The sequence below is a fragment of the Curtobacterium sp. MCBD17_013 genome (assembly GCF_003234565.1).
Lineage (GTDB): Bacteria > Actinomycetota > Actinomycetes > Actinomycetales > Microbacteriaceae > Curtobacterium.
This window is the reverse complement of record NZ_QKTU01000002.1, coordinates 401619-428449: the sequence shown is the minus strand read 5'-3', so window position 1 is coordinate 428449 and position 26831 is coordinate 401619. Positions and strand designations below refer to the sequence as shown.

At 71.7% G+C, this 26831-nt stretch carries 25 protein-coding genes; 21 read left to right on the top strand and 4 right to left on the bottom strand.

What is annotated here, in order from left to right; all coding sequences use genetic code 11:
* Positions 1-104 precede the first annotated feature (104 nt).
* Positions 105-974, top strand: coding sequence for a signal recognition particle-docking protein FtsY (gene ftsY, locus DEI81_RS04535; RefSeq protein ID WP_111009298.1), 870 nt, complete (start codon positions 105-107; stop codon positions 972-974).
* 52 nt (positions 975-1026) lie between these two features.
* Here the strand turns inward: ftsY and DEI81_RS04530 are convergent, their stop codons facing one another.
* Positions 1027-3354 carry a xanthine dehydrogenase family protein molybdopterin-binding subunit gene (locus tag DEI81_RS04530; protein ID WP_258368493.1) on the bottom strand — a complete coding sequence of 776 codons (2328 nt, stop codon included), beginning with the start codon at positions 3352-3354 and terminating at the stop codon, positions 1027-1029.
* Here DEI81_RS04530 and DEI81_RS16140 point away from each other — a divergent pair.
* On the top strand, positions 3353-3514 hold the full coding sequence (locus tag DEI81_RS16140; protein ID WP_181434892.1) for a hypothetical protein: 162 nt from the start codon (positions 3353-3355) through the stop codon (positions 3512-3514). The two genes, DEI81_RS04530 and DEI81_RS16140, sit on opposite strands and share 2 nt — an antisense overlap.
* A gap of 73 nt (positions 3515-3587) precedes the next feature.
* On the top strand, positions 3588-5144 hold the full coding sequence (gene ffh / locus DEI81_RS04520) for a signal recognition particle protein (RefSeq protein WP_111009296.1): 1557 nt from the start codon (positions 3588-3590) through the stop codon (positions 5142-5144).
* A gap of 51 nt (positions 5145-5195) precedes the next feature.
* On the opposite strand, the gene DEI81_RS04515 is transcribed toward ffh, so the two are convergent.
* Positions 5196-6335: a glutamate--cysteine ligase gene (locus tag DEI81_RS04515; protein ID WP_111009295.1), complete on the bottom strand. Its 1140-nt coding sequence runs from the start codon at positions 6333-6335 to the stop codon at positions 5196-5198.
* A gap of 225 nt (positions 6336-6560) precedes the next feature.
* Here DEI81_RS04515 and aroA point away from each other — a divergent pair, with 225 nt between their 5' ends.
* From aroA to trmD, 8 genes are all read left to right on the top strand, one after another.
* Positions 6561-9698 carry a 3-phosphoshikimate 1-carboxyvinyltransferase gene (gene aroA, locus DEI81_RS04510; protein ID WP_111009294.1) on the top strand — a complete coding sequence of 1046 codons (3138 nt, stop codon included), beginning with the start codon at positions 6561-6563 and terminating at the stop codon, positions 9696-9698.
* Positions 9695-10873, top strand: a complete 1179-nt coding sequence (locus tag DEI81_RS04505) for an acyl-CoA dehydrogenase family protein (protein ID WP_111009293.1) — start codon at positions 9695-9697, stop codon at positions 10871-10873. Before aroA ends, DEI81_RS04505 begins: the two co-directional genes overlap by 4 nt.
* A 143-nt stretch (positions 10874-11016) precedes the next feature.
* Positions 11017-11835 (top strand): SDR family oxidoreductase, encoded by an 819-nt coding sequence (locus tag DEI81_RS04500; protein WP_111009292.1) that lies wholly within the window; start codon positions 11017-11019, stop codon positions 11833-11835.
* 13 nt (positions 11836-11848) lie between these two features.
* Positions 11849-13960 carry an FAD-dependent oxidoreductase gene (locus DEI81_RS04495; RefSeq protein ID WP_111009291.1) on the top strand — a complete coding sequence of 704 codons (2112 nt, stop codon included), beginning with the start codon at positions 11849-11851 and terminating at the stop codon, positions 13958-13960.
* Between the two features lie 177 nt (positions 13961-14137).
* Positions 14138-14548, top strand: a complete 411-nt coding sequence (gene rpsP, locus DEI81_RS04490; protein ID WP_111009290.1) for a 30S ribosomal protein S16 — start codon at positions 14138-14140, stop codon at positions 14546-14548.
* Between the two features lie 3 nt (positions 14549-14551).
* Positions 14552-14788 carry an RNA-binding protein gene (locus DEI81_RS04485; protein ID WP_111009289.1) on the top strand — a complete coding sequence of 79 codons (237 nt, stop codon included), beginning with the start codon at positions 14552-14554 and terminating at the stop codon, positions 14786-14788.
* A gap of 19 nt (positions 14789-14807) precedes the next feature.
* Positions 14808-15416, top strand: coding sequence for a ribosome maturation factor RimM (gene rimM / locus DEI81_RS04480; protein ID WP_111009288.1), 609 nt, complete (start codon positions 14808-14810; stop codon positions 15414-15416).
* Positions 15417-15419: 3 nt separating this feature from the next.
* Positions 15420-16106 carry a tRNA (guanosine(37)-N1)-methyltransferase TrmD gene (gene trmD, locus DEI81_RS04475; RefSeq protein ID WP_111009287.1) on the top strand — a complete coding sequence of 229 codons (687 nt, stop codon included), beginning with the start codon at positions 15420-15422 and terminating at the stop codon, positions 16104-16106.
* Positions 16107-16109: 3 nt separating this feature from the next.
* On the opposite strand, the gene map is transcribed toward trmD, so the two are convergent.
* Entirely contained in the window at positions 16110-16901 is a 792-nt protein-coding gene (gene map / locus DEI81_RS04470; protein WP_111009286.1) for a type I methionyl aminopeptidase, read from the bottom strand.
* A 226-nt stretch (positions 16902-17127) separates the two neighbouring features.
* Here map and rplS point away from each other — a divergent pair, with 226 nt between their 5' ends.
* The 9 genes from rplS to DEI81_RS04425 all read left to right on the top strand — a co-directional run bounded on the left by rplS (position 17128) and on the right by DEI81_RS04425 (position 24368).
* A complete protein-coding gene (rplS, locus tag DEI81_RS04465; RefSeq protein WP_111009285.1) occupies positions 17128-17478 on the top strand; it encodes a 50S ribosomal protein L19 in 351 nt (116 codons plus the stop codon).
* A gap of 125 nt (positions 17479-17603) precedes the next feature.
* Positions 17604-18353 carry a signal peptidase I gene (gene lepB / locus DEI81_RS04460; protein WP_111009284.1) on the top strand — a complete coding sequence of 250 codons (750 nt, stop codon included), beginning with the start codon at positions 17604-17606 and terminating at the stop codon, positions 18351-18353.
* 83 nt (positions 18354-18436) lie between these two features.
* The gene (locus tag DEI81_RS04455; protein ID WP_258368492.1) at positions 18437-19162 is read left to right on the top strand and encodes a ribonuclease HII; all 726 of its coding nucleotides are present in this window, start codon (positions 18437-18439) and stop codon (positions 19160-19162) included.
* A 28-nt stretch (positions 19163-19190) separates the two neighbouring features.
* A complete protein-coding gene (locus DEI81_RS04450) occupies positions 19191-19514 on the top strand; it encodes a DUF2469 family protein (protein ID WP_111009283.1) in 324 nt (107 codons plus the stop codon).
* Between the two features lie 216 nt (positions 19515-19730).
* Positions 19731-20084, top strand: coding sequence for an Lsr2 family protein (locus tag DEI81_RS04445; RefSeq protein ID WP_111009282.1), 354 nt, complete (start codon positions 19731-19733; stop codon positions 20082-20084).
* A 210-nt stretch (positions 20085-20294) separates the two neighbouring features.
* Positions 20295-20669: a YraN family protein gene (locus DEI81_RS04440; protein WP_258368491.1), complete on the top strand. Its 375-nt coding sequence runs from the start codon at positions 20295-20297 to the stop codon at positions 20667-20669.
* A gap of 50 nt (positions 20670-20719) precedes the next feature.
* Positions 20720-22189: a YifB family Mg chelatase-like AAA ATPase gene (locus DEI81_RS04435; RefSeq protein WP_375334759.1), complete on the top strand. Its 1470-nt coding sequence runs from the start codon at positions 20720-20722 to the stop codon at positions 22187-22189.
* Complete coding sequence (dprA, locus tag DEI81_RS04430) at positions 22186-23403, top strand: DNA-processing protein DprA (protein ID WP_111009279.1); 1218 nt, start codon at positions 22186-22188, stop codon at positions 23401-23403. Before DEI81_RS04435 ends, dprA begins: the two co-directional genes overlap by 4 nt.
* A gap of 29 nt (positions 23404-23432) precedes the next feature.
* The gene (locus DEI81_RS04425) at positions 23433-24368 is read left to right on the top strand and encodes a tyrosine recombinase XerC (protein WP_146244012.1); all 936 of its coding nucleotides are present in this window, start codon (positions 23433-23435) and stop codon (positions 24366-24368) included.
* On the opposite strand, the gene DEI81_RS16135 is transcribed toward DEI81_RS04425, so the two are convergent.
* A complete protein-coding gene (locus DEI81_RS16135; RefSeq protein ID WP_181435319.1) occupies positions 24353-24784 on the bottom strand; it encodes a murein hydrolase activator EnvC in 432 nt (143 codons plus the stop codon). The genes DEI81_RS04425 and DEI81_RS16135 overlap by 16 nt on opposite strands.
* A gap of 482 nt (positions 24785-25266) precedes the next feature.
* Here DEI81_RS16135 and DEI81_RS04415 point away from each other — a divergent pair, with 482 nt between their 5' ends.
* Positions 25267-26715 (top strand): sugar porter family MFS transporter, encoded by a 1449-nt coding sequence (locus DEI81_RS04415; RefSeq protein ID WP_258368489.1) that lies wholly within the window; start codon positions 25267-25269, stop codon positions 26713-26715.
* Positions 26716-26831: the final 116 nt, after the last annotated feature.

The following is a 26831-nucleotide window of genomic DNA, read 5'->3' as shown; positions in this document are numbered from 1 at the left end:
TCGTCCCGGACCGTACTGACGGCACCACCGCGGGAGGAATACTCCCCTTCGTGGTGCCAGGCTACCGGTGATCGCGCGCGTTCGGCCCGCTCTAAGCTGGGAGCATGGCGAGTTCCTGGTCCCTCTCGAGTCGGCTCCGCGGGTTGTTCCAACGGCGCACGATCGACGAGACGACCTGGGAGGACCTCGAGGCGGCGCTCATCGGTGCCGACTTCGGGCCGGACATCACCGAAGAGGTCGTCGACGACCTCCGTGCGCAGGTCGACCGGTACCAGACGACCGATCCGGCGGACCTGAACCGGATGCTGCGCGAGGTGCTCGAGGAGCGCCTGTCGAAGCTCGACACCACGCTGAAGCTGTCGAACCGCCCGGCCGTCGTGCTCGTCGTCGGTGTGAACGGCGTCGGCAAGACGACGACGATCGGCAAGTTCGCCAAGTTCCTCCGTACCTACGACCGCAGCGTGCTGGTGGGCGCCGCGGACACGTTCCGTGCCGCGGCGGTGGAGCAGGTCGCGACGTGGGCCCAGCGCGCCGGGGTCGAGGTCGTGCGACCGCAGCAGCCCGGACAGGACCCCGCGTCGGTGGCCTACCAGACCGTCGACCGGGCGATGCGCGAGGGGATCGAGATCGTCGTCATCGACACCGCCGGCCGCCTGCACACCAAGGCGGGCCTCATGGACGAGCTCTCGAAGATCAAGCGCGTCGTCGAGAAGCAGACGGAGATCGCCGAGGTGCTGCTCGTCCTCGACGCCACCACCGGGCAGAACGGCCTCGCGCAGGCGCAGGCGTTCATCGAGGGCGCGGGCGTCACCGGTCTCGTCATCACGAAGCTCGACGGCTCGGCGAAGGCCGGGTTCGTGCTCAGCGTGCAGGAGAAGACGGGGATCCCCATCAAGCTCATCGGCCAGGGCGAGGGCATCAACGACCTCACCGGGTTCACGCCCCACGTCTTCGTGCAGAACCTCGTCGGCTGACCGTTCGACGCCTGGACGGTGACCGTGCCCGGGTGTCCGAGCGGGCGCCGGATCAGGCTCGGGCCGGCATCCGATCGACGAGGGCGTCCGGTCGGATCGGCAGGCGACGGACCCGCACGCCGGTCGCGTCCCAGACGGCGTTCGCCAGCGCCGCGGCAGCACCGACGATCCCGATCTCCCCGATCCCCTTGCCGCCGAGCGGCGTGAGGTCCTCGCCGGGTTCGTCGAGCCACTCGGCGTGGATCGACTCCACGTCCGCGTTCGTCGCGACGTGGTACGTGGCGAGGTCGTGGTTGCCGATGTCGCCCGCCACGGGGTCGATCTCGGCGTCCTCGTGCAGCGCCATGCCGATGCCCCACGTCATCCCACCGACGAGCTGCGCTCGGGCCGTGCGGGCGTTGTAGATGCGGCCCGCGGCGAACACGCCCACCATGCGGTCGACCCGTACCTCGCCGGAGTCCGTGTCCACGCGGACCTCGACGAACTGCGCGCCGTACGCGTGCCGCGACCGCTCCGCGAGGTGCTGCACGTCGTCGTCGGTCCGCTCCGTCACGGAGAGACCGGAGGACGGCACGACCGCTCCGCGCTCGAGTCGCTCTCGCAACGAGCGGCAGGTCTTGTCGACCGCCCATCCCCACGAGGTCGTCCCGAACGACCCCGCACCGAGCGCGGCCTGCGGGAGCGTCGAGTCGGCGATGTGCATGCGGATGCGGTCCACCCCGACCTCGAGGGCATCGGCCGCGACCTGCAGGAGCACGGTGCGGGACCCGGTCCCGATGTCCGAGGCGGCGACGCCGACGGTGAACGTCCCGTCCGCCTCGGCGGTGACGGTCGCTCCGCTCGGGACGACGCGAGCGGGGTAGTAGGCGGCGGCGACACCCGCGCCCACCAGCCACCGTCCGTCGCGACGCATGCGCGGCTCGCGCCCACGGGCCTCCCACCCGAACAGCTCCGCCCCCCGGCGGAGGCACCCGACGAGGTTCCTGGTGCTGAACGCCGCCCCGTCGATCGGGTCGACGTCCGGCTCGTTCCGGAGGCGGAGCTCGACGGGATCGATGCCGAGCGTGGCGGCGAGCTCGTCCATCCCCGATTCGAGCGCGAAGCTCCCGGGTGCCTCTCCGGGAGCGCGCATGAAGCGGGGTGTCGGCACGTCGAGTGCGACGTACCGGTGCGAGGTGCGGCGGTTCGGTGCGGCGTACACGTGGCGGGTGCAGTCCGCCACCTGTTCGACGAACGTGCCGATCGTGGAGGTCTGGGTGCGGACGTCGTGACCGATCGCGGTGAGCGTGCCGTCCGGACGCGCTCCGAGGCGGATCCGGCTGGCGGTCGGCGTGCGGTAGCCACCGATCGAGAACACCATCTGCCGCGTGAACACGAGCTTCACACGACGGCCGGTGACGAGTGCGGCCATGGTGGCCAGGGGCAGATCGGGCTTCGGCGAGCCCTTCGAGCCGAACCCGCCGCCGACGTGCTCGGCGCGGAGCCGGACCGCGCTGTCGTCGATGCCGAACAGGTCGGCGACCACACCCGCGGCCAGGGACGGCCCCTGCGTCGCCTCGATGAGCTCGAGCCGGGCGCCGGCAGCGGCGCGCGGTCGACCGTCCTCGTCCTGCTCGCGCGACGGGCCGACCCACCACGCGGTCGCGGCGTGCGGCTCGAGCGGGTTGTTGACCTGGGGCGGCGTGGTGTAGGTCGCGTCGAGGACGACGTCCGCGTCGGCGAGCGCGCGGTCGAGGTCGCCCTGGTCGGTGTCCGGCTCGAGGTCGCCGTTGATCGACTCCGGGGCGACGAACACCCCGGGGGCGTCGTCCGGACCGAAGGACGGTTCGTCGGGGAACACCGTGTCCGCCGGCTCGGCGTCGTAGGTCACCCGGAGCGCGGCCGCGGCCGCCCGCGCGGTCTCGAAGGTCTCCGCGACGACGAGCGCGACCGGTTCGCCCCGGTAGTGGACGCGGTCACTCTGCAGCACGAAGAGCTCGGTCGTCGGGACGGCGGTGAGCCGTGGTGCGTCGTCGGCCGCGATCACGGTGACGACCCCCGGCATGGCGAGCACCGCCTCCCGGTCGATCGCCACGACCCGGCCGCGTGCGATCGCGGCCTGCACGACCCACGCGTAGCAGGCGACGTCCTCGCCGCCGGTCTCGGCGGCGTACCGAGCCCGTCCGCGGACCTTGTCGGCGCCCTCGACCCTCGGGAGGGGCGCGCCGAGCACCGGTCCACGTCGCTGCTCGTCCACCGACTCCATGCGCACCGCCTCGTCCACGACCACCTGCGCGGCGATCTCGAACCCTTCTACTCCCGGACAGCTCGCGCCCGCGGGGCTAGCGTCGACGGTGGTCGGGCGGTCGCCCGGCCGTCGGCTCGACCCGGAGGCTCTCATGCGCTGGCTCCTCACCATCGCGATCATCGTCGGCATCGTCCTGCTGGTCGTCGGTCTGCTCGGCGCAGCCCTGCGCATCCTGCTCTGGATCGGGATCGTCGTGCTCGTGATCGCGGTGATCGGGTGGTTGGTGCGCCTCGTCACCGGTCGTCGCGCCTGAGGACCGGCGCGCGCGCCCGCGGTGGGCGGGCCGGGAGGCACGGCACGGGTCCGGCGCGTAGAATCGCGGGACCATGGCGCAATTCGGCACACTCTCCGATCGGCTCACCGAGACCTTCCGCAACCTGCGGTCCAAGGGTCGACTCACCCCGTCCGACGTCGACGGCACCGTCCGTGAGATCCGGCGCGCCCTGCTCGACGCCGACGTGGCGCTCGAGGTCGTCAAGTCGTTCACGGCGTCGGTCCGCGAACGCGCCTTGTCGGACGAGGTCAACAAGGCGCTGAACCCGGCCCAGCAGGTCGTCCAGATCGTCAACGAGGAACTCGTCGGGATCCTCGGCGGCCAGCAGCGCCGCCTCGAGTTCGCGAAGCGCCCGCCGACGGTCATCATGCTCGCGGGCCTCCAGGGCGCGGGCAAGACGACGCTCGCCGGCAAGCTCGGCAAGTGGCTCAAGAAGGACGGCCACACCCCGATGCTCGTCGCCGCGGACCTGCAGCGGCCGAACGCGGTCACGCAGCTCCAGGTGGTCGGCGAGCAGGCCGGCGTCGAGGTCTACGCGCCGGAACCGGGCAACGGCGTCGGGGACCCGGTCAAGGTCGCCAAGAACGCGATGAAGGTCGCGGTGGACCGGCAGTTCGACACCGTCATCGTCGACACCGCCGGGCGGCTCGGCGTCGACGCCGAGCTCATGAAGCAGGCGGCGAACATCCGCAAGGCCGTCGACCCGGACGAGGTCCTGTTCGTCATCGACGCGATGATCGGTCAGGACGCCGTGGCGACCGCGCGCGCCTTCCAAGAGGGCGTCGACTTCACCGGCGTCGTGTTGTCCAAGCTCGACGGTGACGCCCGCGGTGGTGCCGCGCTGTCGGTGGCCAGCATCACGGGCCGACCGATCATGTTCGCGTCCACGGGCGAGAACCTCGACGACTTCGAGCCGTTCCACCCCGACCGCATGGCCAGCCGCATCCTCGACCTCGGTGACGTCCTGTCGCTGATCGAGCAGGCGCAGCAGGCCTTCGACGAGGACGAAGCCCGCAAGGTCGCCGAGAAGATCGCGACCGACTCGTTCACGCTCGACGACTTCCTCAAGCAGATGCAGCAACTCCGCAAGGCGGGGTCGATCAAGAGCATGCTCGGCATGCTGCCCGGCGCGAAGGGCATGCGCGAGGCCCTCGACTCCTTCGACGAGCGCGAGATCGTCCGGACCGAGGCGATCATCCAGTCGATGACGCCGCAGGAGCGTGCGCTGCCGAAGATCCTCAACGGGTCCCGTCGCCTGCGGATCGCGCGCGGTGCCGGGTCGACCGTCACCGAGGTCAACCAGCTCGTGAACCGGTTCGAGCAGGCCGCGAAGATGATGAAGACGGTCGCCAAGGGCGGGGTCCCCCAGGTGCCCGGCATGGGCCCGGTTCCCGGTGCGTCCTACGCGGGCAAGCGGCAGCAGCCGAAGAAGAAGGGGTCCAAGGCGGGCAACCCGGCCAAGCGCGCTGCGCAGAACGCGGCCATCGCGTCCGGACCGCAGGCGCCGACGGCGCCGACCGGCGGTGGCTTCGGGCTCGGCGGTGCGAAGAACCCGAAGGCGCCCACCGAAGAGGAGATGGCCGCGCTCGGCAAGTTCCTGAACCGGTAGCGGCGGGACGGACGTGCGGTGCGCCTCCCGTCCGTCCCGTCGGTCGCCCGGTCACAGCACCGCGTCGATGCTCTCCCCGAGCTCGGTGACCAGGGACCGGACGACGGCCCGCATGTCGTCCTCGTGCTCTGCCGCGACGCGGAGCTGCCGCTGGTAGGACGCGCCCTCCTCGAGGACGCGGTCGAGCCCGTGGAGCTCCTCGAGGCACCCCAGGCGCTCGGCGACGGGCTCGAGTCGTACGACGAGGTCGCGGACGTCGTCGGACACGAGGCGCTCGTCACCGGCGGCGTCCACGATGATCTCCGCCTCCATCCCGTACCGAGCCGCACGCCACTTGTTCTCGCGCACGAACCAGGGCTGCATGGTGGGGAGGGTCTCCCCGGCGTCCAACCGATCGGACGCCTCGGTCACCAGGCACTGCACGAGCGCGGCGACCGCGGCGAGTTCGTGCGCCGTGCTGATGCCGTCCGAGACGCGGTTCTCGAGCGTCCCCCACTTCGGCGACGGTCGGAGGTCCCAGCGCAACTCGGTGTGGTCGTCCACGACACCGGTGCGCACCATGTCGTCCACCATCTCCTCGTAGTCCGCCCACGCACCGAACTGCGGGGGGAGTCCCGCCGTCGGCAGCTGCTGGAACATGAGCGCCCGGTTCGAGGCGTAGCCGGTGTCGACGCCGGCCCAGTAGGGACTGGACGCCGTCAGCGCCTGGAGGTGTGGCACGGACGCGAGCATCGCGTTGAGGATCGGCAGGGCCTTCTCGCGGTCGTCGATGCCGACGTGGACGTGCACGCCCCAGATGAGCATCTGGCGACCCCACCAGCGTGTGCGGTCGATGAGGGTCGTGTACCGCTCACTGTCGGGCGTGACCTCCTGCTGGTCCCACTGCGCGAAGGGGTGCGTGCCCGAGCACATCACGTCCGTGTCGAGCACGTCAGCGGCCGTGCGCACCGCGCTCACGATGCCGGCCAGGTCGCGGACCGCGTCGCGGACGGTGTCGTGGACGCCCGAGACGACCTCGACGGTGTTCGTCAGGAGCTCGTTCGTGACCCGGTCGTGTCCGAACCGCTCCCGCACCGCGAGGAGCACGTCGGGCGCCCGCGGCGTGAGGTCGCCGGTGGTGCGATCGACGAGCGGCAGCTCCCACTCGATCCCGATCGTGGACGGTCGTGACGACGTGAACGCGATGTCCATGCGCGGCCTTTCGGAGGCGGTCGGTGCGCCCGGGGCCACGGCTCCGTCGCCGGCTCGGGACACGCGCCCGGGGTCGGGCGCCGGTTTGTCGGATCGGGTCCCATCCTGCCTCGTGCATTGTCGGACACGCACAACAACGGCTCCCGCGCGTCGTTCCCCCGGCGGTTTCGACCCGCGCTCAGCGAGGACTACGGTGGATCCGCTCCGCCACGGAATGAGGTACGCATGCAGCTGGTCGTCCGCGGGACATCCGCACCCCTCGTCGGGGAACTCGACATCCCCGTGTCCAAGTACCACGCGCATCGAGCGCTGGTCCTCGCATCACTGGCGGAGGGCACCAGCGTCGTGTCGGGCATCAGCACGACACGGCAGGTCGAGTGGACGGTCGGGACGCTGCGGGCGCTCGGTGTCGACATCGTGCGACGGGGCAACGACTACCTCGTGACGGGGCTCGGCGGTCGCTACGTCGCCACCGACGTCGTCGACCACGGCTCCCGCGGCGCCGACGGTCTGCTCAACATGGGCTCGTCCGGGACCACCCTCTACTTCATGACGGGCCTGGCCGCACTCGCCGACCGCCCGATGACGCTCACGGGCATGAAGTACTTCCAGCGGCGCCCGATCAAGGCGCTCCTGACCTCGCTCACGCAGATGGGCGTCGAACTCGAGGCGACGAACGACTGCCCGCCCATCACCGTGCAGCCCCGACGGCCGCGCGGTGGCGACGTCTCGATCGCCGGCACCCTGTCGCAGTGGGTCTCCGGACTGCTCCTGGTCGCCCCGTTCGCCGAGCAGGAGACCCGCATCCACATCACGGGCGGCCGCCTCAACGAGCAGCCCTACGTCGAGCTGACGGTCGCGATGATGCGCCAGTTCGGACTGACCGTCGAGGTCTCGGACGACTGGCTCGAGTACCGCGTGCCGGCGAACCAGCGCGCGACGCCGCACGACTACGTCATCCCGCCGGACATCGGCTCGGCCGCATTCGGGATCGCCGCCGCGGGCATCCGCGAATCGGACGTGCTCCTGCGTGGGATGACCTCGTTCCGGACCGCCGACACCGACCACCCCGAGAGCGAGTTCCTCGACCTCGCCACCGCGATGGGCGTCCCGATGCGCATCGACGAGGAGACCGGGTTCGTGCGCATCACGCACGACGGCTCGCCGCTCCGGCCACTCGACATCGACTGCCAACCGATCCCGGACCTCCTGCCCGTCCTGTCCACCATGGCGACCTTCGCCGAGGGCACGAGCCGCCTGTGGAACGTCGCGCACATCCGTCTCAAGGAGTCCGATCGCGTCGCCGCCATGCTGCAGCTGAACCGGATGGGGGGCCGCGCGGAGCAGGGCGCGGACGAGCTCCGCGTCACGGGGGTGCAGCAGCTCACCGGATCGCCGATGTCGTCGTTCAACGACCACCGCGTGCTCATGTCGCTCGCCGTCGCGGCGTCGAAGGCCGACGGCGTGTCCGCGCTCACCTACCCGAGGGCGTACCGCATCTCCTACCCGACGTTCCTCGAGGCGATGAACTCGGTCGGGCTCGACATGGAGGTCGGGGATGCCACCGCGGCGCTCGCCGCGGCCGACTCCGCCGAGGGCTTCGACCCCGAGGACGCCGCCGAGGACCTCGGCGCCGTCGCCGCCGAGGAGACCGCGGTCCCGGCGGGGATCGACGCCGAGCCGCTCGTGCTCAGCGAGCGCGTCCGGGCACTCGCCGAGTCGGACCCCGACGGAGCCGCGGTGATCGAGGTCGGCGGACCGGCCGCGGTCACGACCACGTGGAAGCAGCTCCAGGACGAGGCGGACCAGGTGTCCGCGCTCCTGCTCGAGCTCGGCGTGCGCAAGGGCGAGTCGGTCGCGATGCAGCTGCCGAACTGGCGGGAGTTCGTCGCCATCACGCTCGGCGCGGTCCAGATCGGCGCCGTCGCGACCCCGATCATGCCGGTGTTCGGACCGCGTGAGACCACCATGACGCTCGCGCGGTCGCGTGCCCGCGTCGTGTTCCTGCCGAACGTGTTCCGCAAGCGCCGGCCCGCGATCGAGCTGCTCGACGTGGTGGACGAGGCCGCTGCGCAGAACCGTCGGCTCGCGGTCGAGCACGTCGTGGTCCTGCGGTCGGAGGCCCGCGGGCACCAGGACACCCCGACGAACCTGCCGCCGATGCCCGCTGACGCCATGGACCGCGTCGACGCCTCCGAGTGGAACTGGCGGTACTACGACACCGCGCTCGAGTCGGTCCAACCGGACACCGCGCAGATCCGCTCGATGTCGCCCGGTCCGGACGACATCTGCCAGCTGCTGTTCACCTCCGGGACGACGGGGGAGCCGAAGGGCGTCCAGCACCCGCACCGGACGCTGGGCCTGGCCACCGCGATGCACGTCGCGCAGACCGGCCTCGGTGCCCAGGACCGCATCTACATCCCGTCGCCGCTGGCACACCAGACCGGGTTCCTCTACGGCATGCTCCTGGCGTTCCGCCTCGGCGTCGCGCAGGTGATCCAGCCCGTCTGGGACGGCCGCGTGGCGCTCGACCAGGCGTTCGGGGCGGCCGGGGCGACGTTCGTGCAGTGCGCGACGCCGTTCCTGACCGACCTCGTCGACCTCGTCGAGGCCGGGGCCGAGCAGCCCGCGTCGTTGCGGATCTTCGTGCCCACGGGCGCCGCGGTCCCACGCGCGCTCGCGCAGCGCGCCGCGACGGTGCTCGGGAGCGCGATCCTCGGCGCCTTCGGCACGAGCGAGACCTGCCTCGGCGCGCTCTCGAGCCCGAGCGACGACCCGGCGGACGCATACGGGCACGACGGGCGCGCGTTGCCGGGCATCCGCCTGCGCATCGTCGACGACGAGGGCGCCGAGCTCCCGGTGGGGAGCGAGGGCAACTTCGAGCTGCACTCGCCGACGATGTTCGACGGGTACCTCGACCGCCCCGACCTCACCGACGACGTGTTCACCCCGGACGGGTGGTACCGCACCGGCGATCTCGCGCGGATCGACGACAAGGGGTTCCTCAGCATCACCGGCCGGGTGAAGGACGTCATCAACCGCGGCGGTGAGAAGATCCCCGTGGTCGAGATCGAGAACCTGTTGTACCAGCACCCCCTCGTCACGGACGTCGCGATCGTCGCGATGCCCGACGAGCGACTCGGGGAACGTGCCTGCGCGTTCGTGGTGTCGTCGCGTGACGACGAGACCCTCGACTTCGGTGCGATGCAGCAGTACCTCGAGCACGCCAACGTGTCGAAGTACTACTGGCCGGAGCGGCTCGAGTACATCGACGAACTGCCGCGGAACGCGGTGGGCAAGGTCCAGAAGAACGTCCTGCGCGAGCAGGCCGCGGCGCTCGTCGCCCAGAAGGAGAACTCATGACGCAGGTGACCGAGACCGTGGCCCCGTTCGACGAGGACGCGTTCCAGCAGCTCAAGGCCGAGGTGGACGCGTGGGTGCGCGGCCCCGGCGAGGACTACGCGAACGAGATCGAGCGCACCGGGCAGGTCCCCCCGCAGGTCCTCGTGGACCTGCGCGAGCGTGGGTGGCTGGGCCTGGCGGCGCCCGTCGAGCTCGGCGGTCGTGGGATCCCGTTCCCGCGCTACCTCGAGATCATGGAGATCATCTCGCGCTCCCACGGCTCGATCCGCATGCTCGTGCACGTCATCAACGGCACGTGGCGCGCCATGGCGCCGTACGCGACTCCGGAGCAGCTCGAAGAGGTCGTCAAGCCGTCGATCGCCGGTGACACGCTCGTGGCGTTCACGCTGACCGAGGCGACCGCGGGTACCGGTGCGGACATCCGCACGACCGTCCGGCGCGAGGGCGACACCTACGTCATGAACGGCGAGAAGCACCTCATCACGTTCGGCGTGAAGTGCGACTACTGGCTGCTGGCGGCGCGGCTCGAGGGGTCGACGGGCCAGGAGGGCACGGTCGCGTTCCTCATGCCGAACTCGGGTCTGCCGGGCGCCGAGGTGATCGACGACTCGGACACCATGGGCATCCGGGGCACCGACCACGCCATCCTCAAGTTCCACGACGTCCCGGTGCCGGTGTCCGCGCGCCTCGGCGAGGAGGGCCAGGGGCTCGAGGTCGCGCTCGGCGGGTTCCTCCTGCCGAGCCGCGTGTCGGTCGCGATGAGCGCCGTCGGTCTGGCCGAGCGTGCGAACGAACTGGCCGTCGAGTACGCGAACACCCGCGAGACCTTCGGCAAGAAGCTGAGCAGCCGACAGGCGATCCAGTTCTACCTCGCCGAGAACTACGCGGACATCGCGGCCGCGCGGGCCCTGGTGTACGAGGCCGCCCGCGCCTACGAGGAGGGCCGCCCCGACGCGGGAACGCTCTCGAGCGCGTCGAAGATGGTCGCCGTGGACATGCTCGCGCGGGTCACCGACAAGGCCCTGCAGGTGCACGGCGGATCCGGCTACTGGAAGCGCAACACGATCGAGCGCGTGTACCGAGACGCCCGTGCGCAGCGCTTCGAGGAGGGCACGAACGAGATCCAGAAGCTCGTGGTCGGCCGCGCGGTCGTCACCGGGCAGGCGCGATTCTGACATGACCTCGGTCGGGAGGCGCGGGGCGGGCCCGTCCCGTGCCTCCCGACCGTCAGCACCAGCGTGACCGTCCCACCCGCGTGACCTCCGCCCCACCCCCGACCGGCGCGCACGCGCCGGCACCAGCGAGACAAGGAACCCCCGTGGCCGACACCACCAGTGCACCCGTCGCCGTCATCACCGGCGCATCCCGCGGCATCGGCCGCCTGCTCGCGAAGAAGCTCGGCGCGCGCGGCGTCACCGTCGTCGTGACCTACAAGGGCAACGCCGACCTGGCCGAGGAGTCGCTCGCCGACGTCAAGGCCGCCGGTGGTGACGGCATCACCGCCCAGGTCGACATCGAGCAGCCCGAGTCCATCGACGCGCTCTTCGACGTCGTCCGCGACACCTACGGACGGCTCGACTACTTCGTGGCGAACGCGGCAGCCAGCGCGTTCAAGGCCGTCAAGGAGCTGAAGCTCCACCACCTCGACCGCAGCTACGCGACCAACGCGCGGTCGTTCGTGCTCGGCGCCCAGCGCGCGGCGGAGCTCATGGACGACGGCGGTCGGATCGTCGTCGTCACGTCCTACGGCTCGCTGCGGGCGTTCCCCACGTACGCCGCGCTCGGCGCCGCGAAGGCGATGACCGAGTCCTACATGAAGTACATGGCGGTCGAGTTCGGTCCGCGGCAGATCACCGTCAACGCGGTCAACGGCGGACTCATCGACACCGACTCGCTCGACTACTTCTACTCGAACGTCCCCGGTCAGGCCCCGATGCACACCGTGCTCGAGAAGCTGCCGCTGCAGCGGCCCGGCACCCCGGACGACATGGCGGACGCGGTCGACTTCCTGCTCTCGGACAAGGCGTCCTACATCACCGGACAGGTGCTGTCGGTCGACGGTGGGCTCACCGTCATCGCGCCGCCCTTCTGGTCGGACACGACGTCGCCGCTGCGCGACGCCGTCCTGCCGGAGTAGGACCCTCGCGCCCATGTCCGACCCGTCGACACCGCTGACGACCGCCGCACCGCTCGCCGTCACCACGACCCCGTGGTCGCTCGGTCCGATCACGTTGCCGCATCGTGTCGTGATGGGCAGCATGCACACCGGACTCGAGGTGCACGACGACGGTGGCGCCGGCATGGCCGCGTTCTACCGGGAGCGAGCCGCCGGGGGAGCGGCGCTGCTCATCACCGGCGGCATCGCGGTCAACGACGAGGCGCGCGGCGGCCCGGACTTCGCGGTGTTCGGGGTGGGGGACACCGACGACCGCTTCCGCACCGCCGTCGACGCCGTGCACGCCGAGGGCGGCGCCATCCTCGCCCAGCTCTTCCACGCTGGTCGCTACGCCCTGGTCGCCGGGCTCACGGACCGGAACGGTGCGCCGCAGCGCGCCGTCGCGCCGTCGCCCCTGCCGTGGGCGGCCGCGCGCGGTGTCGTGCCCGAGGCGCTGACCCACGACGAGGTCCTCCGGACGATCGAGGACTTCGCCGACGCGGCCCGGGCCGCCCGGGACATCGGGTTCGACGGCGTCGAGATCATGGCGTCCGAGGGCTACCTCGTCAACCAGTTCTGCTCGCCGCTCACGAACCAGCGGGACGACGCATGGGGTGGCGACCCCGAGCGTCGGCGGCGGTTCGCCGTGGAGGTCGCGCGCGCCGTCCGCAGCGCGGTACCGGACCTCGCGGTGACGATCCGCCTGTCCGGGGTCGACCTCATGCCGGGGTCGTCGTCGCCGGAGGACGTCGACGCACTCGTCCGCGACCTGCTGCCGACCGGGATCGACGGCATCAGCGTCGGGGTCGGCTGGCACGAGTCCCGGGTACCGACCGTGCAGGCCGCCGTGCCGCACGGTGTCTGGCTGTCGTACGTCGAACGCATCGCGCGCGTCGTGCGCTCCTCCGACCGCCCGGACGTCCGGGTGCTGGCGTCGAACCGCATGACCGACCTCCGCGACGTCGAGGCGGTCCTCGAACGCGGGCTCGTCGATGCGGTGGCCCTCGCCCGCCCGTTCCTCGCCGATCCGTCCATCGTCGGCACGAGCCTCCGCGGCCGGTTCGACCTGGTCACGACGTGCATCGGCTGCAACCAGGCGTGCCTCGACCGGTCGATCGTCGGTCAGCCGGTGTCGTGCCTCGTGAACCCGCGGGCCGCTCGTGAGGTCGCGTTCCCGGTCCGTCCGACGGCCGAGCCGAAGCGGATCGACGTCGTCGGCGGGGGACCGGCGGGTCTCGCGGCGGCCGTCGACGCGGCGCGTCGCGGGCACCGGGTGCGACTCTGGGAGCGCGCGGACGAGCTCGGCGGGCAGTTCGGGCTCGCCTCCCGCATCCCCGGGAAAGAGGACTACGCCGGTCCGGTCCGGTCCGCGCACGCGGAACTCGTCGAGCGCGGCGCGGAGGTCCTGCTCGGCCGGACCGCCACCGCCGCCGACCTCGCCGACAGCGACGGCGTCGTGCTCGCCTCCGGCGTCGTGCCCCGCACGGTGACGATCCCCGGAGCGGACCTGCCGCACGTCGTCACGTACGAGCAGGCGCTCCGGCACGGCGTTCCCGCGGGCAGCGTGGCCGTGATCGGCGGCGGTGGGATCGGTGTCGACACGGCCGCGTTCCTCGTGGAGTCGCCCGACGAGTCGCGTCGGGCCGCGGAGTTCGACGAGCGCTGGGGGCTCGACGGCTTCGACGGGCTCGTCGGTGACCTGCCGCAGCGCGAACCCGCCGCTGACCGCACGCTCCGGCCGGGGCCCGACGTGACCGTGCTCCGCCGCTCCGGCAAGTTCGGACAGGGTGTGGGGATCACCTCGCGCTGGGTCGCGCTCGGCCGTCTCCGGGACGCGGGGGTCTGCTTCATCGGAGGCGTGCGCGAGTACGTGGGGATCGAGCCCGGGGTGCTCCGGATCCTCGACGAGGACGGCACACCGGTCGCCGTGCCCGCGGACACGGTGGTGCTCTGCGCCGGGCAGGAGGCGTCGAGCGACCTGGCGTCGGAACTCGCGGCGACCGGGGTGCCGTTCGCGGTCGTCGGCGGTGCGCGGGACGCCCGTTCGGTGGACGCGGTCCGCGCGACCACGGAGGCGCTCGAAGCGGTCCGGCGGCTCGCTCCCTGACGCCCGACCGCGTGCCGGTTGGCGAGCCTCCCGGTCATCTGCAAGAATGAACGGTCGAGTCCTGCCCGCCCGACCCTCTATCAGGCGGTGCGCGACTTCCATCCGAGCTTTCGCCGCGTGTGCCCCCACGCCCACGGTCGGCAGTTCAACCACTCTGAACACGCAACAGGAGCAAACGTGGCTGTCAAGATCCGCCTCAAGCGCCTCGGGAAGATCCGAGCGCCGTACTACCGTGTCGTCGTCGCCGACTCGCGCACCAAGCGCGATGGTCGTGTCATCGAGGAGATCGGCAAGTACCACCCGACCGAGGAGCCCTCGGTCATCGACATCGACTCGGACCGCGCGCAGTACTGGCTCGGCGTCGGCGCGCAGCCGACCGAGCAGGTCGCCGCCCTCCTCAAGCTCACGGGTGACTGGGGCAAGTTCAAGGGCGACGCCTCGGCGACGAGCACCGTCAAGACCGCCGAGCCGAAGCAGGCCTTCGTCGCCGACGACAAGAAGAAGCCGGTCCTCAAGCCGAAGTCGGAGAAGCAGGCCCCGGCCGCTCCGGCCGCGGACGCCACCGACGAGACCGCCGCCGAGGCGTAGGTCTTGCTCGAATCCGCGCTGACGCACCTCGTCAAGGGGATCGTCGATCACCCTGACGACGTGCGCGTCGCCAGCTCCACCTCTCCGCGTGGCGAGGTCCTCGAGGTGCGCGTGCACCCCGAGGACCTCGGCCGCGTGATCGGACGCGCCGGACGGACCGCGAAGGCGCTCCGCACCCTCGTGTCGGCGCTCGCCGACGGTCAGCGGGTGCGGGTCGACGTGGTCGACACCGATTCCTAGTCGCACGACCCAGCTCCGGGTGGGTCGACTCAGCAAGGCGCACGGGCTCAAGGGCGGTCTCAAGCTCGAGCTCTACACGGACGACCCGGACCGTCGGTTCACCCCGGGAGCCGTCTTCTCGCTCCAGGTGCCGGACGATTCGCCGTGGTCCGGCAAGGACCTCGAGCTCCAGGAGCTCCGGTGGTACAACGCGCACCCCGTCGCGTTCTTCGTCGGTGTCCCCGACCGGACGGTCGCCGAGACGCTCGTCAAGGCGATCCTCTGGGTTGAGCAGGACGAGGACGAGCCGACGGGCGAGGACGACGCATGGTACGACCACCAGCTCGTCGGGCTCCGGGTCCTCCGCGAGGGCGTCGAGGTCGGGACGGTCGCGCGGGTCGACCACCTGCCGGCGCAGGACCTGCTGGCGATCGACACGCCGTCCCGTGGCGAGGTCCTCGTCCCGTTCGTGAGCGCGATCGTCCCGTCGGTGGACATCGCCGGGGGCACGCTCACCGTGACGCCCCCGACCGGGCTGTTCGAGGAGGTCATCGAAGCGCCCGAGGACGCCGCCGACGGCCCGGAGGACGCCGCCGGTGCGTCGGAGGCGGAGGCCGACGGGTCCGCCACCGACCACGACGAGGACTGACCCGTGCGGATCGACATCGTCACGATCTTCCCGGAGTTCTTCGGCGTGCTGGACGTCTCGCTCCTCGGTCGCGCGCGGCAGGGGGGTCTGCTCGACGTGCACGTGCACGACCTCCGCGACCACACCTCGGACCGCCACCGGACCGTCGACGACACCCCGTACGGCGGCGGTGCCGGCATGGTGATGAAGCCGGAGCCGTGGGGCCTCGCGCTCGAAGGGCTCCTGCGGCCCGACCGGTCCTCGACCCTCGTCGTGCCGACCCCTGCCGGGGTGCCGTTCCGACAGGAGACCGCGCGTGCCCTCGCCGAGCAGGAACACCTCGTGTTCGCGTGCGGCCGGTACGAGGGCATCGACGCGCGGATCGTCGAGTGGGCGTCCTCTCGCGCGTCCGTGCGTGAGGTCTCGCTCGGGGACTACGTGCTCAACGGTGGCGAGGTCGCGGCGATGGCGATCGTCGAGGCCGTGGGGCGGCTCGTCCCGGGCGTCGTCGGCAACCCCGGGAGCCTCACCGAGGAGTCGCACGAGGACGGCCTGCTCGAGTACCCGAGCTACACGAAACCGGCGTCCTGGCGGGGTCTCGACGTCCCCGAGGTCCTGCTCAGCGGGCATCACGGGCGCGTCGCTGCGTGGCGCCACGAGCAGCAGCTCGAGCGGACGCGGCGGGTCCGGCCGGACCTCCTCGGCGACTAGACGTCAGGCGAGGAGGGCGGCCCGCTCGGCGCTGCGCAGCGTGAGGACCTCCGGGCCGTTATCCGTGACCGCCACGGTGTGCTCGACGTGCGCCGCCCGCGACCCATCGCTGCTGCGCAGGGTCCAGCCGTCCTGGTCCTGGTAGAGCTCGTCCGTGCCGGCCATGAGCCACGGCTCGATCGCCATCACGAGACCGGGACGGAGGACCATCCCCCGGCCCGCGCGGCCGTCGTTCGGGACGTGGGGGTCGCCGTGCATCGAGCGGCCGACACCGTGGCCGCCGAACTGGAGGTTGACCGGGTAGCCCGCATCCCGTGCCACCGAGCCGATGGCCGACGAGACGTCGCCGAGACGGTTGCCGGGACGGGCCGCGGCGATCCCCGCGTCGAGCGCGCGCCGGACGGTCGCGACGAGGCGCTGGTCCTCGGCGCGCGGGGTCCCCACCTGGACCGTCACGGCCGAGTCCGCGACCCAGCCGTCCACGCTCGCGGCGAAGTCGAGGCTCACCAGATCGCCGTCGACGAGGCGCTGCGCGTGGGGCAGGCCGTGCAGCGCGGCGTCGTTGACGGACGTGCAGAGGTACCGGCCGAACGGCATCGCGCCGAACGACGGGTGGTAGTCGACGTAGCAGCTCTCCGCGCCGTGCTCCGCGATCATCCGACCGGCCAGCGCGTCGAGGTCGAGCAGGTCGACGCCGACGTCGGTGGCGTCGACGAGCGCGTCCAGGACGTCCGCGACGAACCGTCCGGCGGTGCGGAGGCCGTCGAGCTCGGCGGGGGTGCGCAGTTCGATCATGCACACCATCCTGCACCGCACGGGCCGCGCTTCGGCACGCCGACCCCGCGCGGGACGTGGTCCAGGCTGACGGCCCGGGTGGCGCTGGCCATACAGCCTGTGGCAAGATGGACAGCCGTGCCCTGGCCTGGTTCTGCCACGGGGGAACCGCCGCTCGTGGGGCACGCACCACATCTTCCCATCGATCAGCGACCGACCCGTGCGCGGCCGCAGAGAGTGACACATCATGAGCCAGCTCCTCGACCAGGTGGACGCCGCCTCGCTCAAGAGCGACATCCCCGCCTTCCGCGCCGGTGACACCGTCAAGGTGCACGTCAACATCATCGAAGGCACGCGCTCGCGTGTCCAGGTGTTCCAGGGCGTCGTGATCGGCCGACAGGGCCACGGGGTCCGCGAGACCTTCACGGTCCGCAAGGTCAGCTTCCAGGTCGGCGTCGAGCGGACCTTCCCGGTGCACTCCCCGGTGATCGACCACATCGAGCTCGTGACCCGCGGTGACGTGCGTCGCGCCAAGCTCTACTACCTCCGCGAGCTCCGCGGCAAGAAGGCGAAGATCAAGGAGAAGCGCGAAGCCTGATCCTCCTCGAAGGATCAGCCAGCGCGCCGAGCGTCGGCGAGGGCCTCCCGTCCATGTAGCGTGTTCGCTGGACGGGGGGCCTTCGCTGTCTCGTCCGTCACCGTTCAAGGACCAGCAGGACGTCAATGACCGAACCGATCACCGACGGGGAGACCCGTCGCCGGGGCGAGCCGCGCCGCCGCAATGGAGCGCTCACCTTCCTCCGCGACCTCGTCATCATCTTCCTCGCGGCGCTGCTCGTGTCGTTCCTCGTGAAGACGTTCCTGATCAGGTCGTTCTACATCCCCTCGGCGTCGATGGAGGAGACCCTCGTCCCGAACGACCGGGTCATCGTGAACGAACTCGTGCCGCACGTGGTCGGACTCAAACGCGGTGACGTCGTCGTGTTCAAGGACCCGGGTGGATGGCTCGACGGCGAGCAGCTCCCCGACCTGACCCCGCACACGGCGCTCGGCAAGGCCGCCGAGTGGCTGCTCACGCAGGTCGGCCTCGGGACCGCGGACAGCGACGACCACCTGATCAAGCGCGTGATCGGGCTGCCGGGCGACAAGGTGTCCTGCTGCAACGACTTCGGACAGCTCTCGGTGAACGGCGTGCCCATCAAGGAGCCGTACATCACCCTGCCGGCGGGGGAGACCCGCGCATCCGGCACGGACTTCTCGATCACCGTGCCGGCCCACTCGCTGTGGGTGATGGGTGACAACCGGTACGACTCGAAGGACTCCCGGTACAACCGGCAGACGCCGAGCCATGGCTTCGTGCCGGAGTCCGACGTCGTGGGGCGCGCGTTCGTGATCTCGTGGCCGACGAGCCGGTGGTCGTGGCTCGGGGACTACCCGGACGTCTTCGCGGGCGTGGAGCAGCGGGACTCGTGACGGCGGCGAGCGCAGTGCGCGGCGCGAAGCGGCCTGCGCGGCCGACCCTGCGATGGGAACGCTCCTTGCTCGAGCAGGGTCGCGTGACCGTCATCGGGTGCGACGAGGTCGGTCGCGGAGCGATCGCCGGCCCCGTGGCCGTCGGGGTCGCGGCGGTCACGATCGCGGTCGGCCGGATGCCGAGCGGGCTCGCGGACTCGAAGCTGCTCTCGCCCGCCAAGCGTGAGGCGCTGGTGCCGCGGCTCGAGGCCTGGGCGACCACCGCGGTCGGGATGGCATCGGCGGACCTCGTGGACGAGCAGGGCATCGTCACGGCGCTCGGAGTGGCCGGGGCGCGCGGCATCGACCAGCTCGTCGCGGCCGGGATCGCGTTGGACGGTGCGGTCGTGGTCCTCGACGGCTCGTTCGACTGGCTGAGCCGAGCGCTCCGCGACCCGGTCGACGTGCTCGTGCGGGTCAAGGCCGACCGCGACTGCGCCTCGGTCGCCGCCGCGTCGGTCGTCGCGAAGGTGCGGCGCGACGCCCTCATGGTCGCCGCGCACGAGGAGGCCCCGCACTACGCCTGGGCGTCGAACAAGGGGTACGGCTCAACGGAGCACTACGACGGCATCCGTGCCGCCGGTCCGCACGCGCTCCACCGTCGGTCGTGGCTCCACCGATGCGATCCCGTCGTCGAGGTCGAGCCGCTGTTCGAGCTCGACGAGGACGTCCCGTCCGGCGACGACGCGGTCCCATCCGCCCACGACGCGGTCCCGTCGGTCGACGACGGGGTCCGCCCGCTCGTCGGAGCCGACCCCGAGCGCTCCTGAAGCTCGTCGCGCCGTAGGATGTGCGGCGATGGATGACGACGAATTCGACGACTACGACCGCGAGGTCGAGCTCGCGCTGTACCGTGAGTACCGCGACGTGGTGTCCCAGTTCCGCTACGTGGTCGAGACCGAGCGACGGTTCTACCTGGCGAACGAGGTCGAACTCGTCCGGCGGGACACCGAGCACGACTTCTACTTCGAACTGAGCATGAACGACGTCTGGGTGTGGGACGTCTACCGTTCCGATCGCTTCGTCAAATCAGTTCGAGTGCTCACGTTCAAGGACGTCAACGTCGAGGAACTGACGAGTCGGGAGCTCGAACTCCCCAAGGAACTCGCCCTCGACGAGTAGGTGCGCCGTGCACGGGGTGTTCACCCCGGCGGGGTGAAATCAGGGACCCGGCGCCGACGAATTCGACGGCATTCCGCAATTCCGGGAGCGAGTGCAATCCGGGATGGTTACGCTGTGTGCTGGCGTCAATTCGTGGACATGTCCGCATGCCCCACGTCATCGACGTCGTCAACGACCGGAGAACCACCGTCCCCACGGTGGGCAAGGAGTGTGCACATGGCCCAGAAGGTGACCGTTCAGCTGGTGGACGATCTCGACGACACCCCGATCGGCGCGGGCGACGGCCGGACCGTCGAGTTCGCGTTCGACGGAGCGACCTACGAGATCGACCTGTCCAACGACCACGTCGACGCGTTCCGCGAAGTCCTGTCGGACTACATCGCCGCAGCGCGGAAGGTGGGGGCCCGGCGTTCGGGTTCCGGATCGGGTTCGACCAAGACCCCGGCCAAGCGCGGGAACTCGGCCGATCTCGCGAAGATCCGGGAATGGGCGCAGGAGAACGGTCACAACGTCTCCAGCCGTGGCCGTATCTCGGCGGCGGTGCAGGAGGCCTACGCGGCCGCCCACTGACGACGCATTCCGACGATCGCTGAACGACCGTCGGGAAACGGCGGATCCGCGCACGCGGATCCGCCGTTCGTGTTCTCAGCAGGACATCCGTCCTGTCAATTCCTCCCGTCCTCCACAATCCAGCCGAATCGCATTCCTTCCACCGATCCGCGCCACGCGAAATGCGTGGATCCCGGATTCGGCAGGCTCGGTCCGGGAGGAACGATGCAGGTGACACAGGACGATGGCGGTCACAACCGCCGGACCGGGGCGGCGGGAGAGGACATCGCAGCGCGGTGGTTCGAGGAACGGGGGGCCCGCGTCCTCGACCGGAACTGGCGAGGCCCGAGCGGGGAGCTCGATCTCGTGGTGCGCCACGGGCAGACGGTGGCCGTGGTCGAGGTGAAGACGCGCACGGTGACGACTGCAGGACACCCGTTCGAGGCGATCACCCGCCGCAAACGCACCCGGCTCCGCCGGCTCGCCGCGGAGTGGTGCGCGACACATCCCCGCGTCGCTCGCGCCGCGGCCGTCCGCGTCGACGCAGTCGCGGTCCTCATGGTCGGCGACCACGTCGCGGTCGAGCACCTCGAGGACATCGCGTGAGCGGCATCGGGCGGACCACGGCCGTCGCGCTGCTCGGCATCACCGGCCGCATGGTCGAGGTCGAGGCGCACCTGTCGAGTCAGCTGCCCTCGTTCAGCATCATCGGCCTGCCGGACGCGGCCCTGGGTGAAGCCCGCGAGCGGGTCCGTGCCGCGGCGTCGAACGCGGGCAGCGCGCTGCCCGCGCGGCGCATCACCGTCAACCTCATCCCGGCCTCCGTGCCGAAGCACGGCTCCGGGTTCGACCTCGCGATCGCCATGGCGGTGTTCGTCGCCGCGGGGGTCGTGCCCGCCGACCCGGCCGGGACGGTGCACATCGGCGAGCTCGGGCTCGACGGGCGAGTCCGTCCCGTCCCCGGCATCATCCCCATGCTCGCCGCCGCGCGCGAGGCGGGTGCCGAGCGTGCCGTGGTGCCGGCGGGCAACGCCGCCGAGGCGTCGTACGTCCCCGGCATCCGTGTCGAGCCGGTCGTCACCCTCCGCGACGCCGCGATCCTGGCAGGAGCCGACCTGCTCGCCGAGCCGGCCGAACCCGTGACCGCCGCGGCGGTCACGGCGGCGGACCCCGAACCGAAGGAACTGGCGGACGTCGTCGGCAACCCGACCGCGGTCCGCGCCCTCGTCCTGGCGGCCGCCGGTGGTCACCACGTGCTGTTCCTCGGCCCACCCGGCGCGGGCAAGACGATGCTCGCCGAACGGTTGCCCGGCCTCCTGCCCGACCTCGATCCGGTCACCGCGCTCGAGGTGGCGGCCATCCGGTCGCTCGCCGGCCACGGCGCGGAGTCGTGGACGGTCCGGCCGCCGTACGAGCACCCGCACCACTCGACGAGTCCGGTCGCGCTGATCGGCGGCGGCAGCCGTCTCATCCTGCCGGGCGCCGTGTCCCGTGCGACACACGGGGTGCTGTTCCTGGACGAGGCGACCGAGTTCCCCCGGAGCGTGCTCGACACCCTGCGGCAGCCGCTCGAGTCCGGCACCGTGACCATCCACCGCGCGGTGGGACGCGCGCACTTCCCGGCACGCTTCCAACTCGTGCTCGCGGCGAACCCGTGCCCCTGCGGCCGGTACGGCGTCCCCGGACCGCCGTGCGAGTGCCCGCCGCTCGCGCGGCGTCGATACCTCGGACGGCTGTCCGGCCCGTTGCTCGACCGGATCGACGTCCGGCTCGCGGTGCCCCGGGTCACCCCTGCTCGCATCCGCTCCGACGTCGATGACCCGATGACCACGGCCGTGGCGCGAGAGCGCGTCGTCGCCGCCCGGGCCGCGATGTCCCGGCGCTGGCGAGGCACCCCGTGGCGGCTCAACGCCCACGTCCCCGGCACCCATCTCCGGAGCGCCGACATCGCGTTGCCGACCACGACGACACGGTCGCTCGATGTCGGACTCGAACGGGGGACGCTGACGATGCGCGGGTACGACCGGATCCTGCGCATGGCGTGGACGCTCGCCGACCTGGCGGGCGAGGAGCGGCCCGACACCGACCACGTGCGTCAGGCGATCGCGCTGCGGAGCGCCCTGTGAGCGCCACCGCGGCCGCTCGCCTGCGCGGCGTCGGCAGGACGGACGACGGCGATCCGGACACGGCCGTCGCCGCGGCGCTCTGGACCGTCGTCACGGAGCCGGGGGACGCGGTCGCCGGGCACCTCGTCGCCGCCCTGGGGGCGGTGGACGCGCTCCGCCTGGTGAGGCGCGGCGACGACGCCCTCCGCATCGCCGACGCCTGCCGCGCACAGGTTCCGGTGGCCGACGAGGACCACCGCGAACTCGTGCAGGCGCTCGTCGCCGCGCTCGCCCGCTGGGCGCCGCGGCTGCGACATCTCGACCCCGATCGCGTGCTCGACGCGGCGGCGGCGGTCGGCGCACGACTCCTGGTTCCCGGGGACCGTGACTGGCCCGAGCGGCTGGCGGATCTCGGCCCGCACGCACCGCTCGCGCTCTGGGTGCGCAGCACCGCCCCGCCCGCGTCGTGGTGGGCGTCCGCGCCATCGCTCGCGGTGGTGGGGTCCCGCGCGGAGACCCCCTACGGAGCCGAGACAGCGGCCGACCTCGCCTCGGCCGCGGCCGATGCAGGCGTGCTGGTCGTGTCGGGCGGCGCACACGGGATCGACGCGGTGGCACACCGCGTGGCCCTCGCTGCGGGTACACCCACCGTGGCGGTGCTCGCGGGCGGTGTCGACCAGCTCTACCCGGCGGCGAACGTGGAACTCCTCCACCGCGTCATGCGGCGCGGGGCCGTCGTGGCCGAGGCGCCACCCGGGGTCCGGCCGACGCGGTGGCGGTTCCTCCAGCGCAACCGGTTGATCGCGGCCCTCGCCGACGCCGTGGTGGTCGTCGAGGCGGGCGCGCGGTCCGGGGCGCTCAACACGGCCCATCACGCCGCTCAGCTCGGTCGACCCGTGCTGGCGGTGCCGGGTCCGCTCACCTCACCGTCGTCGGTCGGGTGCCACCGACTGGTGTCCAGCGGTCGGGCGACGCTGCTCACCGCCCCCGCCGATGCGGTGCGGGCGGTGAGCGGTCCGGACGCCGACGGCGGGCCGCTCCGCATCCGATCGGCGCAGGACGACCCCGAGCTGCTCCGTGTGCTCGATGCGCTCAGCCGCCGCGCGGGACTGTCCGTGGACGAGGTCGCTCGACGGTCCGGGCTGGGGACCGCCGCGACGGAGGACGCGCTCGCCCTGGCCGAGCTCGAGGGCCGGGCGGAACGCCACCGGACGGGGTGGCGCCTGGTTCCGTGAGGGCGACCGGCGGCGACTACGGTTGGCCCATGACGCCCGCGGCCGAGGACCTGGAGTTGGTCCGCGCCACGCACGCGTTCCTCGACCACCTCGTCCACGGTCGTGGTCTGAGCGCCCAGACGGTCCGCGCCTACAGCGGTGACCTCGAGGACCTGGTGGCGTTCGCGGCGGAGCGTGGTGTCGGTCGGCCGGACGAGCTCACCCTCGAGGTGCTCCGGGACTGGTTGTGGCGTGCGACCGAGCGTGGACTCGCTCGGACGACGATCGCCCGCCGGGCCTCGTCGGTGCGCGCCTTCACCCGGTGGGCCGCCGAGACCGGTCGGATCGCCACCGACCCCGGCGTCCGGCTCCGTGCGCCGAAGGGCGGCGCCCACCTGCCGCGAGTGGTGCGTGCCGACCGTGTCGAGGGCATCCTGACGACCCTCGGTGACCGCGCCGCGGACGGCGATCCGGGAGCCCTCCGTGACCGCGCCGTCGTGGAGCTCCTGTACGCGTCGGCGCTGCGGGTCGGTGAGCTCGTGGGCATCGACCTCGCGGACGTCGACCGGAACCGGCTGACGGTCCGTGTCCTGGGCAAGGGCGGACGCGAACGGGTCGTCCCCTTCGGCGTGCCCGCGGACGACGCCCTCGGTGCCTGGATGGAACAGGGCCGACCGGTGCTCGTCGGCCGTGCCCAGGCGCCGGACCCGTCGGCGTTGTTCCTGGGTGACCGGGGTGCCCGGCTCGGCGTCCGCGGGGTGTACCGGCTCATCGCGCGGATCCTGGCGTCTGAACCGGGGGACGGTCCCGCGGGCCCGCACACGTTCCGGCACAGCGCGGCGACGCACCTGCTCGATGGCGGGGCCGATCTCCGGGCCGTGCAGGAGATGCTCGGGCACGCGAGCCTCGGCACGACGCAGATCTACACCCACGTGTCGAGTGCGCGCCTGCGCGAGGCGTACCGGAGTGCTCACCCTCGGGCGTGATCACCGGGTGGCAGGAGCACGGGCCAGGCCGCCGGTGCGAGGTACGCGAGCGGGTCGACGTACCGCTCGTCGACCCGCACACCCAGGTGGACGCAGGGCGCGGCGGCCGGGCAGTGTCCGACCGCGACACGACCGACAGGGGTCCCGGCCGCGACCGTGGTGCCGACCACGACGTCCGGCGTGACCGAGTCGAGCGAGCTCCGGACGCCACGGCCGTGGTCGATCGTCACGACGCCGCGTCCTGCCACGGGCCCGGCGAACACCACGGTCCCCGCCGCCGGGGCCAGCGCGAGCGTGCCGACGGATGCGCGGACGTCGATCCCGCGGTGCCCCGCGCCGTAGTCGTGTGCCGGGGGTTCGAACGGCCGGAGGACGACGCGCTCCGGGACGGGCCAGGTCCAGGCCGACGCCGTCATGCTCGCCGACGGGATCGACGCCGGGCGCCGGAGTGCCCCTGCACACGGGGGTCCAGCGCACGAGGAACCAGCACGCGCGGGCCCAGCGCCCAACGTGACGGTGCACAGCGCGACGACGTACAGCACGAGGACGCGCGGGACGACCACCAGCGCCGCGCCGAGGCGCGTCCAGGATCTGCGCGGCGTCGTCGTCCGCAGGGGAGAGGGCACCGCTCGCGACCGTCCTGTCGTGTTCATGGGCCGAGCCTGGTCCCCACCGCACGTCTCGAGGGGACGCTGCGCGAGCGTGCGGGGAGTGCTGCTTGGTGGCGGGTCCTGGGGAGGGGGAGCGACTGCGGCGTGCGATGACGACCACGGACACGGCCCCAGGGGTACCGTGGCAGGCGCTCCGGTCCCGAGCAACGCCGCCCCGGACGGCGACCAGCCGACCTCCGGGGCAGCGCACGGCGACTCGGTCGTACGCCGGCGGGAACGAGGAGCACGTGAGCACATCGACGACGAGGTCCGGCACAGACCGGGCGTTCAAGGGCAAGGTGACTGCGTTCGCCATCGCCGCAGCGGTCGGCGGGTTCCTCTTCGGGTTCGACAGCTCGGTGATCAACGGCGCCGAGTCGGCGATCACCGACCAGTTCAAGCTGTCGGCCGGGGGGAGCGGCTTCGCGGTCGCGAGCGCCTTGATCGGCTGCGCCTTCGGCGCCTACTTCGCCGGGCGGGTCGCGGACCGTTGGGGCCGCACCCGCGTGATGTTCATCGCGGCGATCCTGTTCTTCGTCAGCTCGGTGGCGGTGGCGTTCTCGCCCGACACCACGTTCTTCGTGGTGTTCCGCCTCATCGGCGGTCTCGGCATCGGCACCGCGTCGGTGATCGCGCCCGCCTACATCTCCGAGGTCGCGCCGAAGGGCATCCGCGGTCGACTGGCGTCGTTCCAGCAGCTGGCGATCACGCTGGGCATCTTCGCCGCGCTGCTGTCCGACCAGGTCATCGCGATCGGCGGTGGCGGCACCGCGAGTGGGCACTTCTGGGGCCTCGAGGCGTGGCGCTGGATGTTCCTCGTCGGGGTGATCCCGTCGGTCGTGTACGGCGTCTTGGCGCTCGTGCTGCCCGAGTCGCCGCGGTACCTCGCCGCGCAGGGGCGCAAGGACGATGCGCGGGAGGTGCTGACGAAGATCGTGCCGAGCGACACCGTGGACACGTCCCTCGACGAGATCGAGGACGGCATCCGCCAGGAGGAACAGCAGCAGAAGGGCACGATCCGCGGCGACCGCTTCGGCCTCAAGGGCATCGTCTGGGTCGGCATCATCCTCGCCGTGCTCCAGCAGTTCGTCGGCATCAACGTGATCTTCTACTACTCGACGACCCTGTGGCAGGCCGTCGGGTTCAAGGCGTCGGACTCCTTCACGATCTCGACCATCTCGTCGGTGATCAACGTCGTCGTCACGTTCGTGGCGATCTTCACGGTCGACCGCCTCGGTCGGAAGCCCCTGCTCGTCGCCGGATCGGCCGGCATGTTCGTGTCGCTGCTCATGGTCGCGATCTCGTTCTCGCAGGCGTCGCTGGACTCCAGCGGCAATCCGCACCTGCCGGGTCCGTGGGGCGTCATCGCGCTCGTCTTCGCCAACCTGTTCGTCGTGTCGTTCGGTGCGACGTGGGGCCCGCTCATGTGGGTGCTCCTGGGTGAGATGTTCCCGAACCGCATCCGCGCGACCGCGCTCGGCATCGGTTCGGCGGCCAACTGGGTCGCCAACTTCGTGGTCACGATCACGTTCCCCGCGCTGTCGGGCTTCAACCTGACGGTCACGTACGGCATCTACGCGTTGTTCGCGCTCGTGTCGTTCTTCTTCGTGCTCGCCAAGATCCCGGAGACCAAGGGCCGCTCGCTCGAGGAGATGGGTGTCAGCGCCGAGGGCGGCAAGGTCGGCAGCAGGTCCTGACGGGCGCGGGACCATCGCGATCGGCGTTGCCGGTCGTCCAGGAGGCACGGGGCACGGGAGACGATCGAGTCACCGGCACCGTGCCTCCCGGCGTCCTGCGGCGCGACCGGCTGGTG

Excerpts from the sequence above, each read along its gene's own strand:
- ftsY (WP_111009298.1), top strand. The coding sequence starts at position 105 with ATGGCGAGTTCCTGGTCCCTCTCGAGTCGGCTCCGCGGGTTGTTCCAA.
- DEI81_RS16140 (WP_181434892.1), top strand. The coding sequence starts at position 3,353 with ATGCGCTGGCTCCTCACCATCGCGATCATCGTCGGCATCGTCCTGCTG.
- DEI81_RS04530 (WP_258368493.1), bottom strand. The coding sequence starts at position 3,354 with ATGAGAGCCTCCGGGTCGAGCCGACGGCCGGGCGACCGCCCGACCACC.
- ffh (WP_111009296.1), top strand. The coding sequence starts at position 3,588 with ATGGCGCAATTCGGCACACTCTCCGATCGGCTCACCGAGACCTTCCGC.
- DEI81_RS04515 (WP_111009295.1), bottom strand. The coding sequence starts at position 6,335 with ATGGACATCGCGTTCACGTCGTCACGACCGTCCACGATCGGGATCGAG.
- aroA (WP_111009294.1), top strand. The coding sequence starts at position 6,561 with ATGCAGCTGGTCGTCCGCGGGACATCCGCACCCCTCGTCGGGGAACTC.
- DEI81_RS04505 (WP_111009293.1), top strand. The coding sequence starts at position 9,695 with ATGACGCAGGTGACCGAGACCGTGGCCCCGTTCGACGAGGACGCGTTC.
- DEI81_RS04495 (WP_111009291.1), top strand. The coding sequence starts at position 11,849 with ATGTCCGACCCGTCGACACCGCTGACGACCGCCGCACCGCTCGCCGTC.
- map (WP_111009286.1), bottom strand. The coding sequence starts at position 16,901 with ATGATCGAACTGCGCACCCCCGCCGAGCTCGACGGCCTCCGCACCGCC.
- rplS (WP_111009285.1), top strand. The coding sequence starts at position 17,128 with ATGAGCCAGCTCCTCGACCAGGTGGACGCCGCCTCGCTCAAGAGCGAC.
- lepB (WP_111009284.1), top strand. The coding sequence starts at position 17,604 with ATGACCGAACCGATCACCGACGGGGAGACCCGTCGCCGGGGCGAGCCG.
- DEI81_RS04450 (WP_111009283.1), top strand. The coding sequence starts at position 19,191 with ATGGATGACGACGAATTCGACGACTACGACCGCGAGGTCGAGCTCGCG.
- DEI81_RS04445 (WP_111009282.1), top strand. The coding sequence starts at position 19,731 with ATGGCCCAGAAGGTGACCGTTCAGCTGGTGGACGATCTCGACGACACC.
- DEI81_RS04435 (WP_375334759.1), top strand. The coding sequence starts at position 20,720 with ATGGTCGAGGTCGAGGCGCACCTGTCGAGTCAGCTGCCCTCGTTCAGC.
- DEI81_RS04425 (WP_146244012.1), top strand. The coding sequence starts at position 23,433 with ATGACGCCCGCGGCCGAGGACCTGGAGTTGGTCCGCGCCACGCACGCG.
- DEI81_RS16135 (WP_181435319.1), bottom strand. The coding sequence starts at position 24,784 with ATGACGGCGTCGGCCTGGACCTGGCCCGTCCCGGAGCGCGTCGTCCTC.